The organism is Streptomyces sp. NPDC029296 (assembly GCF_055569255.1).
The window spans coordinates 22,280-34,594 of sequence record NZ_JBVHXT010000065.1 but is presented as its reverse complement, the minus strand read 5'-3'; the positions used below and the strand labels follow the sequence as shown (position 1 = coordinate 34,594).

Here is a 12,315-nt window from a genome sequence, read left to right as displayed (position 1 = left end):
CTGCCTTCAGCACCGCAAGCTCTTCGACGAGCACACCGCCTTCCCCGTCGAACTCGCCCCCGCAGCTTGACGTGTTGAGCGCCTGAGGTGTCTATGCGGTCAGAGCATTAGCTCGTTCCTCTGGTCGCGGGAAAGGTCCGCGAGAGGGCCGGTCATCGCACCGGTGACCACGATGCCCATCCCGGCCGACGGGCCCGCGTCGGCCGCCGCGAGACGGTCGATCCGCTCGGCGAGTTCGGCGAGGCCGGCGGCGATGACCGGGGCCTTCTCCGCGCCGCTCCCCTCGACCCGCTGCATCACCTCCGTGTCCGCGGCGCTGATCAGGTCCATCGTGGCAAAGTGCCGGGCGATGCGGCGGGACATGGAGCGGCCGGTGCCGCGGATGCCCAGCGCGCACAGCACGCGGAAGAGCGGCTGCCGCTTGGCGGCCTCCAGGGCGGCTATCAGCTTGGCCTCGACGTGGGGAATTGACGTCGCCTCGGCGCGGAGGGCGACGACCTCCTGTCGCGCGCGAGGACCTCCTCGACGGCGGACACGACGACGCCCGCGACGCGCGTACTGGCAGGCGTGTTGCCCCCCGGCCCCACGGTCCGTGAGCGCGCCGTGCGCCGCCTCGGTGACGCACGTCCTCCGCGTTGGTCGCCGACCACGACGGCGGGAGGTGGAGGTCGGGCTTTATCGCGTCCAGTTACCGGTCGCCGGTTGATGCGGGGCGATCGTCCGGCCGGTGTTCGAACCGGAAAGTGACGTGCCGATCAGCCGACGGACATGGCACCGGCACCCCGAACGGGGCAAGCACGCGTGCTGCTCGCACTGTACCGCTGCCGGGGTAAGGAGGCTCAACGAACGGCCAGCAGACCGTACAAGAGGGGGATCCGCGGCTCGGGCAGCCGCCACCAACCAGAGTCCGTACGGACCATCCGCGGCCAGCGCGGCCACGGGAGCTCGTCGCTCTCCCGCAGTCTCCGGACGCCCATTCCCGCATCCGTCAACGCGTTCACGACCTCTCCTACTCCGTGCATCCACTCGTAGCTGTCCGTGGCGCCCTCGACGGCCGGGCCGTCGGTGTAGGTGTAGGTGGCATCCCGGTGCACCGGACCGGAGCCCCCCAGGTAGTCGTGGCGCAGCAGCAGCTCCGGTCCCTCACCCGGACCCGGTTTCGTGCCGAGCGCGTTGAGCAGCGGATGGAATTCCACGACGTACAACCGCCCGCCCGGCCGCAGAAGCCTGGCCACGACATCCGCCCACCGTTCGAGGTCGGGCAGATAGCACAGGGCGCCCTTGCCGGTGTAGACGACGTCGAACCGTCGGCCCTCGAGCGCCGCCACGGCGTCGTACACGTTGGCCTGGACGTAGGTGACGTCGAGGCCCGACTTCACAGCGAGGCCCCGCGCGGCCGTCACGGACGCCGCCGAGAAGTCCAGGCCGACCGCCCGGGCTCCACGCCGGGCGAGGGCGAGCGTCTCCGTGCCGAGGTGGCACTGAAGGTGCAGCACGTCACGGCCGGACAACTCGCCGAGGTCCTCCCACTCGAACGCGGCGAACCAGCGCTCCGGATCCAGGTCCTCGCCCAGGCCGTAGAACCGGCTGCTGACGTGGACCGGAGTGCGGGCGTCCCAGTTCGCCTGGTTGGCGCGCATCAGCCGCGCGTGCTCGGCGGAGGTCATGAGGACATCCAACCGCGCCCCCGCCGCGCGCGGGGAGGAAAACCGGAAAAGTGTTGTGCCGGGTGTCGACCCGGCCGCTCCCCGTTCGTCGGTGAGGAGGTAGAGGAAGCTGATGAGGACGGGCAGGACACATGACGTACAGGCTGCTGGTCCGCGGCGACGAAACGGCCGACGCCTCGGGCCTCGCTCCTGCCGAGCCCTGGGTGGGGCAGCCTCCATATGCAGGCATAGGTGAGAACTCTCCGCGAATGGGCCGTCGCTGCGCAGCACCTCGCCGCCGCGCACCGGAGGACAGCACCAGACGGAGACCGTGCAGCCGTAAGCCCCGCTCGCCGAAGACAGAGGAAGACGGAGCCGGCCTGGCCGACGTCCGGCCCGCTGGCGGCAGGGTGAGGTTGCGATTGCGCCAGCCGGTGAGCCCTGCCAGACGGACGGACGGTCAGCTACTGCTTACACGCCAAACACCCGTTCCCTCTCGTCAGCCAGGCGCTCTTCCTCCCTCCGGGCGCTATGTTTGCGACGCCCAGTCAGGACCTGTCGCATGCAGGCGTGCCGGTCGTAGCCAGCCGCCGCGTTCCAGTGCGCAGGCCGGGTGCTGGGGCGGAGCTTGGGATCTGACTGCCCAACGCCGAGGGCCCTACCGCGAAGCCGTCAGAGCCTCGTTGCCTGCCTCGGCCAGCCCGGCCATCGCCGGTGCCCACGCGGCCTGCCCCTCCAGCCCTGGGTGGTCCAGCCACGCCAGCCACCGCGGATCCGACCCATGCCCGTCCTCGTCGAGCGCGGCACGCGCCCGCTCCGCCCGCTCCACCGCAGCCAGGGACTGCGAGCCGTCCCCGTGGTACGCCCATGTCCTCGCCTCCGTCACCGCAACGTAGGCCCGCACCAGCGCCGGCGCGCCCGCCGCCGCGGCCAACGCGCTGCGGGCACGTTCAGCTGGCGGCCCTTCTTGATCCGATCACCGCCCACCCCAGGACGGTCCGAGGCGACATGCAACAGTGCGCTCGGCTCGGGAGATGCCGGCGCGGTCGTGGCGGCGCGACTCCGTCTCGCCGTATCCGGGGGGCGTCAGTGGGGGAGACGCACGGCTGTGCCGGTGACCCGGACCCGGGCGTCCTCGGGCGTCACGCCGACGACGAGCTCGCTCGGGCGGCCCATGTCCTCCCCCTGCCGCACTGTGATGTCCGCGGGCTCGGTGACCAGCCCCAGGGTGCGGAGGTAGCCGCCGAACGCAGCTGCCGCCGCGCCCGTCGCCGGGTCCTCCACGACACCGCCGACGGGGAACGGGTTGCGGGCGTGGAAGCGGCGGGGGGACTCGCGCCACACGAGGTCGATGGTGGTCCAGCCGTGCCGGCGCATGACTTCGGCGAGCGCGTCGAAGTCGTAGTCGAGCGCGGCCAGCCGTTCGCGGGAGGCCGCGGCCAGCACCAAGTGGTCGTTGCCGCCGAAGGCGACGTGCGGCGGCAGCGCGGGATCGAGGTCCGACGCGCTCCAGCCGAGCGCTGAGAGGGCGGCCTCCAGCTCGGCGGTGAACGCCTGGCGGGACCGGGTCGGCACGCTGGTGAGCGTTGCGCGCACCGCTCCCGCGCCGTCGGCGGTGGTCGTCACCGCGATGACGCCCGCCGGGGTGTCCAGAAGAAGATCTCCGGGGCCCAGCCGGTCGGCGAGGGCGACGGCCAGGGCCACCGTCGCGTGCCCGCAGAAGGCCACCTCAGCCAGCGGGCTGAAGTAGCGCACCGTGAAACGCCGGGCGTCCGGATCGGCGGCGGTGACGAAGGCGGTTTCCGAATACCCCACCTCGGCGGCCACGGCGAGCATGGCCGCCGCGTCCAGCCCGGTGGCGTCGAGCACGACCCCGGCGGGGTTGCCGCCCTCCGGGGTGCGGGTGAACGCGGAGTAGCGCAGGATCTCGGGGACCGCGCCGGAGCCGCCGTGGGACGGGGCAATGGTCGCGGTGGCGGTGCGGGTGGCGATCGTGTCGTCGGTCATGAGGAAAACCCTGTCACCCTCCTCCCATCGAGTCCAACGATGGTTTGTGATATATCCCATCGGCTTTCCGCATAGGCTGCGGAGGGTGGACACACGATTGCTGACGACCTTCACCACGCTCGCCCGCACGGGCAGCTTCACCGCCGCCGCGGCCGAGCTCCACCTCGCGCAGTCCACGGTCACCGTGCACATCCGTACCCTCGAACGCGACCTCGGCGTGCCGCTGTTCGACCGGCTGCCCTCCGGGGCCCCGCTCACCGAGGTCGGCCGGCGGCTTCTGCAGGAGGCCGAGATGGTGCTCGACGCCGTGGCCCGGCTGCGCTCCGCGACCGGCGAGGACGGGCCCCTCGCGGGACGGGTGGTGGTCGGCACGCCCGAATCGCTGTGCGCCACCCGGCTGCCGGTCGTGATCGCAGCCCTGCGCGCTGAACACCCCGGCGTGGACATCGACCTGCACGCGGCCGGCACCGAAGAGTGCGTACAGGGACTGCGTTCCGGCCGCCTCGACTTGGCGCTGCTGATGGCCGAGGACGTCGAGTCCCCCGAAATCGCCACCGAACCAGTCGCCCGCGAGGCCCTCGCCCTCGTCGCCGCCCCCGGCCATCCGCTGGCCGGCCGTGACCGCCCGGCGGCCTGGAGCGATCTGGCGGGGGAGCACTTCTTCCTCCTCGAGGAGGGTTGTGCGTACAGCGATGCCTTCGAACGGCGGCTGCGCTCCGCGCCCGGCGCGGGCCCGCGAGTCACCCGGTTCGGCAGCGTGGACGCGGCCCGCTCCTGCGCCGCGGCGGGCCTGGGCCTGACCCTGCTGCCGGCGACGACCGTCGCCGAGCACCTGCGTGACAAACGGCTGCGTCGGATCGCCCTCGCCGGGCCGCCCCTCGCCGACGTACCCGTACGACTGGCCCGGCACCGTCGGCGCTGGGCGGCGCCCGCCGCGCGCCAGGTCGCCCGAGCCCTCGTCCGGCACCTCGCACAGGCCGAAGACGGGGACATCGGGCATCCAGCGGCAACTGGGGAGGCGTGATGGGCCGGATGCGTCGGTGATCCGGTCCGCCCCCGCGCCGCCGAAGATCGGTGGCGAGGGGGTCGTCCGGGGCAGTCGGCCCCCGAGAACCGCTGCTGGTGCCGTTCGTCGTCATCGCCGGCGCGGCGCTCGCCTCCGGGTGGCCCGTGCGATCGTGTGCAGGCCGGCCACGGCCTGGTACGCGGGGACGGACAGGTGCAGGGCATTCTGTCGATGCTGATCCCGGCGCGGCGACGGACTATGCGCTGCTGGTGACCGCGCGCTGCCGGGAGGAACCGGCCGGCACCACAATCGGCACAATGCCGCCCGTGCCGCTGTGCGGGGGAGCACGAGCGCCTGGAACCGCAGTCGATAAGTGCAGCGCCCGCGGCACCGATAACCGCCGTGCGGCCTTCGCGCCGCGCCTGGTAGGCGCGAGGTAAAGGAAACGTATGGTCTAGTCCAAAGAGGAAGTTGGTCTAGTCCAAATCATTGACGTGGCCGCAACAGCTCCCGGAGGGTGGGGCTCCCCGCTCTGGGGTCCCCCCTTCCCTCTGGAGGCACACATGAGACGTCTTCGGGCATGCCTGGGTGCGGCGGCGGCCGTCGGCCTCGCCGCTGCCGGCGCCACCGCGCTGGTCGCCGGCAGCGCCTCGGGCGCGACCAGCGCGCTCGACAACCGCTGGTACGCCGCCGCCCCTTATCTGATGCCGCTGGACAACGACCCGCCGGACCCGGCCGCCATCATGGACGCCACCGGTCTGAAGGCGTTCCAGCTCGCCTTCGTCCTCGCGCCCAGCGGCGGCGGCTGCACGCCCACCTGGGACGGCACGGCGCCGGTCGGCTCGGACACCGCCGTCCGGTCGGTGATCGACACCATCCGGGCCAAGGGCGGGGACGTCTCGGTCTCCATCGGCGGCTACGGCGGCACCAAGCTCGGCCAGGCCTGCGCGGACCCGGCGTCCACGGCGGCGGCCTACCAGCAGGTCATCACCAAGTACGGGCTGCGCGCCATCGACTTCGACCTGGAGGAGCCGGAGTACGAGAACACCGCGGCGATCAGGAACGAGATCGGCGCCGCGAAGATCCTCCAGCAGAACAACCCCGGGCTGTACGTGTCCGTGACCACGGCCGGCACGGCGGACGGCACCGGCTGGTTCGGCAAGCAGATGCTGCTGGAGGCCAAGGCGCAGGGGTTCACCCCGAACAACTTCTCCATCATGCCGTTCGACGGCGGCTTCAACGGCGCGGCGAGCCAGACCGCCGCGCTCACCAAGTTCAACGGCGTGCTCCGGTCCACCTTCGGCTGGGACGAGGCCACCGCCTACGCCCACGAGGGCTTCTCGGGCATGAACGGCCGCAGCGACACCGGTGAGTACTTCGCCCAGGCCGACTTCCAGACCGTGCTCGACTACGCCACCGACCACCACATGGACCGGTTCACGTTCTGGTCGCTGAACCGCGACCGGCAGTGTACGCCGGCCGACAACGGCGGCCGCACGTCCGGCACCTGCTCCAGCGTGGCCCAGAACGCCTGGGACTTCGCCAAGTACTCCGTGAAGTTCGCCGGGGTCACCCCGCCGACCACCACGCCCACCCCCACCCCCACGCCGACCCCGACGACCCCGGCCTCCTGCGAGTCGGCCTGGAGCGCCGCGACGGCGTACACGGCCGGTGCCGAGGTCTCGTACGGCAAGCACAACTGGAAGGCCAAGTGGTGGACCCAGAACGAGACGCCCGGCGCCTCGCAGTGGGGGCCGTGGCAGGACGAGGGCGCCTGCTGAGGCACTCAGTGACCGGTTCGGCCGTCCGTCACGCTGAACGAATCCCCGGCCCCGGCCACCCCGCGCGCGACGCCGGGGGCCGAGCCCGGCCCCCGGCGCTCCAGCTCCACCGCCGAGTCCCCGTTGATTCGCAGCCATTCGCCCATTGGTCTGGTCGGTCGACCACTGCCTGAGCGACACCCCGTCGAACCCTTACGCCCGGCAGTCGCCGATCCAACGAACACTGGTTGGCTGTCCCGGTTGTGCGCAGGCGAACACCGCGGACGTGTGCGGGGGCCGGTCGTAGGCCGCAGACATCCGCCCGGCCGTCAACAATTCGGCCGGCCCGCCCGCTTCAGCTCTGATCACCGTCGGCCTGATCGCCGCGTACCGGACCATCTCCGGGCGCTGGCCGGCCCCCCAGCAGGCGGCACACACCACTCCCGGCGCTGCACGTCCGCTCCGTCCGCGTGCGGTGGCTCCGTCCCCGCCCTGCGGGCCTGCCCCACAACGACCCTGCCGACGGTCACCGGGAGAGAAACATCCGACCGAGCAGACGGGGGCGAAGACGACGCTCAACTCATGCTTATTCATTGGCAGTCCCGGATGCGCACCATCACCGAGACGCAGCCGGACATCGCGAGTGGTTCAACCGCGACGTGTGGACCCGCGACTTACTGCTCGCTGAAGCCCTTGAGGACGGGGTCCAGCTCGGCAACCGTGCCGCACAGTGAGCAGAGCCGGACGGGCGGCTGCTGCGCCACGTCCAGGGACTGCTCCAACGTCAGCACCAGCGTCCGGGTCAGGGCTTCGTCGCAGTCGACGGCGTGCACGACGCCACCCCGGCCGGGGACCGCTGCCGCCGGCCTTCGCCGTCGCCCGCCCCGGCGGGCGGCGTGGCCCGAGGGCCTGGTCCACGACCGACGGCTTCGGCAGGTACTCGGTGGGCACCTGGTCGTACGAGACGCCGGCCACGGACGGCACGTGCTCCGTGCCCGCACCCAGACCCGGTACTCGGCCGCCTCCACGCTGTCCCCGGGCCCGTTCTCGTAGACGGGGATGCCCACGTCGTAGCGCCGGCCGTCGGGCAGCCGGCGGCGCGCCCGCAGCCGCGCGACGGCCTCCTGGCCGCCGGACAGGAGGCCCCGCACCGGCATCCGGGCCTGCTCAGGGGCGGGCGGAGGAGGTGTCAGCATGCCCCCACCGTAGACACCGCCGCCCAGCGTCACCCGCCGTGACCTGCACGAACGCGGACTCTGTCCACAGCGGAGACGTCCGAGGCTGCGGCCATGTCACATAAGCAGGCTTGCTGTCACCGCCGGCTTCGACCAGGTAGCGGTTGCGCGGACGAACCCGTGGTCGGTCGTCACCGTCTCCGTGTACAGAATGGCAGGCGGGCCAGTGGGTGCCCGGTGATCCGGCATCCGCCCCGGTGGGCGCTGCCGAAGGTCACAGCGCCGGATGCCCATGGCCGGACACGGGTGTCAGATGCTCGTCCGCCCACTCGGCGAAGGTGGTGATCGGGATGCCCAACTCCTGGGCGAATTCGGGCCGGGCGGGCTGGAGGACCACGTTGTTCCACTCGTGTCCGGCTCCCCACTTCGGCATGCCCGCGTCGAGGGCCTCTTCCAGGCTCATGGAAGGCGCTCTCATAGGTACACCCCAGGCGGCGGACAAGGTCTGCGCGATCTGTTCCATCGTGCGTAGGTCACCGGCCAGTTCCAGTTCCACCTGGTGGAACCGGTCGGGGTCTCGGAGGGCGTGCGCCGCGGCCGTGCCGATGTCCCGTACGGCCACCAGGGCCAGTTCGGTATCCGGTTTCAGTACCGTCAGCAGGCCCCCGCGGGGCCCCCGGGGCGCCAGCTGGGGCAGGTTCTCCATGAAGAAGGCGGGCTTGATCACCGTCCAGCGGGCAAAGCCCGCATCGCGTACCGCCTCCATGATCGCCTGCTTGGTGTGGAAGTAGTCGGCCATCGCCGCCCAGCGGCCTTCGGCCCAACCGGGGGCCTGGGTGTGCTCACCGACTCCACTGGTCGAGGACTGCACGAACTGTCGCACTCCCTCGGCCTTCGCCGCGTCCACCAGGTTGGTGGCGTGGGTGAGCTCGCCCGCGAAGTCCACACCGGTCTCGGTCATCGGCGGCATCTGCACGGAGAACACGGCGCGGACCCCTTTGACGGCCGGGCCGAGGGTGGCCCGGTCGGAAAGGTCCGCTCGCACCAGCTCGGCGCCCAGCGCCTCGATCGCCCGTGCGGGCTGCGACTCCGGATCGCGTACGAGCGCACGTACGGGTATCCCGGCGGCCAGGAGTGCGCGAGCCGTGGCCCCGCCTTGCTGTCCGGTGGCTCCGGTGACCAGGACGGTATCGCTGACGACGGGCATGGCCGCTGCTCCTCACGAACCGGAGAAGAAAACGGCGGGGCCCGCCGTTTACCTGCCGCTACGATATGGCGGGGTCCGCTGTTTAGCAATAGGGAGATCATGACCGGCCAACGCTCAGACGCCCGGCGCAATTACCGGCTCATCCTCGCTGTCGCCGAAGCCGAGGTCGCCGCGCACGGTGCCGACGCGTCCCAGGAGCAGATCGCCCGGACCGCAGGCGTCGGATCGGCGACCGTACGCCGCCACTTCCCCACCCGTCGGGCCCTCCTTGAAGCCGTCTTCCGGGAGCGCATCGAAGTTCTGTGCGAGCATGCCTACCGGCTGAGTGAGGCCGAGGACAGCCGCACCGCCCTCTTGGAGTGGCTCCGCGCTCTCGTTCTCTATGCCGTCTCGGCCCGCGGATTCGCCAACGTCCTCAGTTACGAGCCCCCCACCGAAGAACCCTCCCCGCACTCCTGTGGCGAAAGAATCGAGGCGGCCGGGAATCCCCTGCTCCAGCGAGCCATTCGCGACAAGGCGGTCGCGCCGCATGTCACCTTCCATGACCTGCTGACCCTCGCTGTCGGCATCGCCCTGGCCACCGAGCATCACGAGGACCCCGCCGCCCAGGCCGGCCGTCTCTTCCGTCTCGCTGTGGAAGGGCTCAGCCCCGGGCACGGCACCGCTGGGGTGCCCGGGAACTCCGGCTCTTCGGCACTGGTGACAGAAAGCCTGCCGAACGAGCGAGTGTGACTGCCGGCCCCCGAGGGGGAGTGGCAGATCCGTCACCCCGGGCGGCAGGGCCGCGCAGTCGCCGGCGGCGACGAACGCCGCCGCCGGCGCGGGGACGCCCTCCGCGAGGTAGAGCGTCGGGCGGGCAGTGCGTATGTACGCTTCTACGTCGGCGGCGGGAGCCCGCCCGCGCCGCCGGGGTCTCGTCAACGGTGTCCCTGTCGGTCGCGGGGAGGGCCCTATGGCCGGTCGCCCGAGGCCGCGGCCATCGGCCAAGGGCGTCGCCTGGCGGACATCGACGGCGTCACGCTCCACGCTGCCGCCGACCTCACCGCTGCCCCCCCTTCCCGTCGCCGACGGCCGCTTGGTCCGTAGGCGGCCTGCTTGAGCCGTACGAACGCCCCTGACTCCGGTCGCCGGCACGTCACGGCCGTGAGTCCGCGGGCCCCGCCCGGGGTACGGCCGTCCCGGTCCCGGTCAGACGGGTGCCGGGCGGGACCGGTCGCCCGTGGGTTCCAGGCGGACGACGATGCCCTTCGACGTGGGCTGGTTACTCATGTCGGCGACGCTGTCGAGCGGCACCAGGACGTTCGTCTCCGGGTAGTAGGCGGCGGCCGACCCCTTGGCCGCCGGATAGGGCACGACCTCGAAGTTCTCCGCCCGGCGCTCGGTGCCGTCCTCCCAGACGCTCACCAGGTCCACCCGGTCGCCGCGGGCGAGGCCCAGTTCGGACAGGTCGGCCGGGTTGACGAGGACGACGTGGCGGCTGCCGTGGATGCCGCGGTAGCGGTCGTTGTTGGTGTACGGGACGGTGTTCCACTGGTCGTGCGAGCGCAGGGTCTGCAGCAGCAGGTGCCCCTGGGGGGCCAGGGGGACGACCCGCTCGTTGCAGCTGAACCGGGCCTTGCCGGTCTCGGTCCTGAACACGCCCTCGTTGACCGGGTTGGGCAGCTGGAAGCCTCCCGGACGGGTCACCCGGGCGTTGAAGTCGTGGAAGCCCGGCACGATCCGGGAGATGCTGTCGCGGATGGTGTTGTAGTCGCCCTCGAACCTGGCCCAGGGGATGTCCCCCACTCCGTCGACGGTCAGCCGGGCGAGCCGGCACAGGATGGCGACCTCGCTCAGCAGCATGCGCGAGGCCGGTTCGAGCCGCCCTCGGGAGGTGTGTACCTCGCTCATGGAGTTCTCGACGGTGACGAACTGCTCGCCGTCGGCCTGGACGTCTCGCTCGGTGCGCCCCAGCGTCGGCAGGATCAGGGCGGTGTCGCCGCAGACGGTGTGCGAGCGGTTGAGCTTGGTGGAGATGTGGGCGGTCAGCCGGCACGAACGCATCGCCTTCTCGGTGACCTCGCTGTCGGGCGCCGCGCGCACGAAGTTCCCGGCCAGGGCGAGGAAGACCTTGATGCGGCCCTCCAGCATCGCCTTGATCGAGTTCACCGAGTCGAGGCCGTGCGGGCGCGGCGGGTTGAAGCCGAACTCCTTTTGCAGGGCGTCCAGGAAGGTGTCCGGCATCTGCTCCCAGATGCCCATGGTGCGGTCGCCCTGGACGTTGCTGTGGCCGCGCACCGGGCAGGCGCCCGTACCCGCGCGCCCCAGGTTGCCGCGCAGCATCAGGAAGTTGACGATCTCCCGGATGGTGGGCACGCCGTGCTTGTGCTGGGTGATGCCCATCGCCCAGCACACGATGACGCGTTCGCTGCGCAGGACCTCGTCGCGGACCTTCTCGATCTCCAGACGGGTCAGTCCCGTCGCCGCGTGCACGTCGTCCCAGTCGACGGTGCGGGCGTGCCGGGCGAAGTCCTCGAAACCGGAGGTGTGGGCGTTGATGAAGTCGTGGTCCAGGACGGTGCCGGGACGCGCGTCCTCCGCCTCCAGCAGCAGCCGGTTCAGTGCCTGGAACAGGGCGAGGTCCCCGCCCGGCTTGATGTGCAGGAAGCGGTCGGCGATCTGGGTGCCCCGCCCCACGATCCCGCTCGGCTTCTGCGGGTTCTTGAAGCGCCGCAGCCCCGCCTCCGGCAACGGGTTGACCGCCACGATGCGGCCGCCGTTGCGCTTGGCCTCCTCCAGGGCCGAGAGCTGCCGCGGGTGGTTGCTGCCCGGGTTCTGCCCCACCAGGAAGATCAGGTCCGCGTGGTGGAGATCGTCGAGACTCACGGTGCCCTTGCCGACACCGAGCGTCTCGCTCAGGGCGAAGCCGCTGGACTCGTGGCACATGTTGCTGCAGTCGGGCAGGTTGTTGGTGCCCAGGGCCCGGGCGAAGAGCTGGAAGACGAAAGCGGCTTCGTTGCTGGCCCGGCCGGAGGTGTAAAAGACCGCCTCGTCGGGCGAGTCCAGCCCTTTGAGTTCCTGCGCGAGGACGCCGAGGGCGTCGTTCCAGCCGATGGGCTCGTAGTGGTCCGATCCGGGCCGTTTGATCATCGGCTCGGTGAGCCGGCCCTGCTGATTGAGCCACATGTCGGAACGGGCGGCCAGATCGGACACGCTGTGCTCGCGGAAGAAGTCGGCGGTGATCCGGCGCGTCGTGGCCTCGTCGTTGATGTGCTTGGCGCCGTTCTCGCAGTACTCGTTGCGATGGCGCCGGCCCGGGGCGGGGTCGGCCCACGCGCAGCCAGGGCAGTCGATCCCGCCTACCTGGTTCATGGTGAGCAGGTCGACCCCGGTCTTGCGCGGGGAGGTCTGCTCCAGGGAGTACTCCAGCGCGTGCACGACGGCGGGGACCCCGGCCGCCCACTTCTTCGGCGGTGTCACGGAGAGGGAGGTCTCCGGCTCCTGACCGGGCGGGTTCTGCATCACTTGGCCTTTC

General features: G+C 71.3%; 9 protein-coding genes and 1 pseudogene. 3 read left to right on the top strand and 7 right to left on the bottom strand.

The features are described from left to right. Positions 1 to 105 precede the first annotated feature (105 nt). The 4 genes and pseudogenes from ACZ4W9_RS37610 to ACZ4W9_RS37595 all read right to left on the bottom strand — a co-directional run. Positions 106 to 507: pseudogene (locus tag ACZ4W9_RS37610) on the bottom strand (helix-hairpin-helix domain-containing protein); the annotation flags it as partial. A gap of 332 nt (positions 508 to 839) precedes the next feature. Next, a complete protein-coding gene (locus ACZ4W9_RS37605; RefSeq protein ID WP_467943663.1) occupies positions 840 to 1,667 on the bottom strand; it encodes a class I SAM-dependent methyltransferase in 828 nt (275 codons plus the stop codon). A 637-nt stretch (positions 1,668 to 2,304) separates the two neighbouring features. Further along, positions 2,305 to 2,532 carry a hypothetical protein gene (locus ACZ4W9_RS37600; protein ID WP_467943661.1) on the bottom strand — a complete coding sequence of 76 codons (228 nt, stop codon included), beginning with the start codon at positions 2,530 to 2,532 and terminating at the stop codon, positions 2,305 to 2,307. A 200-nt stretch (positions 2,533 to 2,732) separates the two neighbouring features. Further along, positions 2,733 to 3,653 (bottom strand): PhzF family phenazine biosynthesis isomerase, encoded by a 921-nt coding sequence (locus tag ACZ4W9_RS37595; protein ID WP_467943659.1) that lies wholly within the window; start codon positions 3,651 to 3,653, stop codon positions 2,733 to 2,735. 85 nt (positions 3,654 to 3,738) lie between these two features. On the opposite strand from ACZ4W9_RS37595, the gene ACZ4W9_RS37590 reads away from it, so the two are divergent. Beyond that, a complete protein-coding gene (locus ACZ4W9_RS37590) occupies positions 3,739 to 4,677 on the top strand; it encodes a LysR family transcriptional regulator (protein WP_467943657.1) in 939 nt (312 codons plus the stop codon). 545 nt (positions 4,678 to 5,222) lie between these two features. Next, positions 5,223 to 6,440, top strand: a complete 1,218-nt coding sequence (locus ACZ4W9_RS37585) for a chitinase (RefSeq protein ID WP_467943655.1) — start codon at positions 5,223 to 5,225, stop codon at positions 6,438 to 6,440. A 653-nt stretch (positions 6,441 to 7,093) separates the two neighbouring features. Here the strand turns inward: ACZ4W9_RS37585 and ACZ4W9_RS37580 are convergent. Together ACZ4W9_RS37580 and ACZ4W9_RS37575 are read right to left on the bottom strand one after the other, a co-directional pair. Next, positions 7,094 to 7,615, bottom strand: a complete 522-nt coding sequence (locus ACZ4W9_RS37580; RefSeq protein WP_467943653.1) for a DUF6233 domain-containing protein — start codon at positions 7,613 to 7,615, stop codon at positions 7,094 to 7,096. 253 nt (positions 7,616 to 7,868) lie between these two features. Beyond that, positions 7,869 to 8,801, bottom strand: coding sequence for an NmrA/HSCARG family protein (locus ACZ4W9_RS37575; RefSeq protein WP_467943651.1), 933 nt, complete (start codon positions 8,799 to 8,801; stop codon positions 7,869 to 7,871). Between the two features lie 99 nt (positions 8,802 to 8,900). On the opposite strand from ACZ4W9_RS37575, the gene ACZ4W9_RS37570 reads away from it, so the two are divergent. Continuing rightward, positions 8,901 to 9,533, top strand: a complete 633-nt coding sequence (locus ACZ4W9_RS37570) for a TetR/AcrR family transcriptional regulator (protein WP_467943648.1) — start codon at positions 8,901 to 8,903, stop codon at positions 9,531 to 9,533. Between the two features lie 456 nt (positions 9,534 to 9,989). Here ACZ4W9_RS37570 and ACZ4W9_RS37565 read toward each other — a convergent pair whose 3' ends face one another. Continuing rightward, the gene (locus ACZ4W9_RS37565) at positions 9,990 to 12,302 is read right to left on the bottom strand and encodes an FdhF/YdeP family oxidoreductase (protein ID WP_467943646.1); all 2,313 of its coding nucleotides are present in this window, start codon (positions 12,300 to 12,302) and stop codon (positions 9,990 to 9,992) included. Positions 12,303 to 12,315: the final 13 nt, after the last annotated feature.

What these genes read in the sequence shown, in the direction of transcription:
- ACZ4W9_RS37605 (WP_467943663.1), bottom strand. Translation starts at nt 1,667, where the DNA reads ATGACCTCCGCCGAGCACGCGCGGCTGATGCGCGCCAACCAGGCGAAC.
- ACZ4W9_RS37595 (WP_467943659.1), bottom strand. Translation starts at nt 3,653, where the DNA reads ATGACCGACGACACGATCGCCACCCGCACCGCCACCGCGACCATTGCC.
- ACZ4W9_RS37585 (WP_467943655.1), top strand. Translation starts at nt 5,223, where the DNA reads ATGAGACGTCTTCGGGCATGCCTGGGTGCGGCGGCGGCCGTCGGCCTC.
- ACZ4W9_RS37580 (WP_467943653.1), bottom strand. Translation starts at nt 7,615, where the DNA reads ATGCTGACACCTCCTCCGCCCGCCCCTGAGCAGGCCCGGATGCCGGTG.
- ACZ4W9_RS37575 (WP_467943651.1), bottom strand. Translation starts at nt 8,801, where the DNA reads ATGCCCGTCGTCAGCGATACCGTCCTGGTCACCGGAGCCACCGGACAG.
- ACZ4W9_RS37570 (WP_467943648.1), top strand. Translation starts at nt 8,901, where the DNA reads ATGACCGGCCAACGCTCAGACGCCCGGCGCAATTACCGGCTCATCCTC.
- ACZ4W9_RS37565 (WP_467943646.1), bottom strand. Translation starts at nt 12,302, where the DNA reads ATGCAGAACCCGCCCGGTCAGGAGCCGGAGACCTCCCTCTCCGTGACA.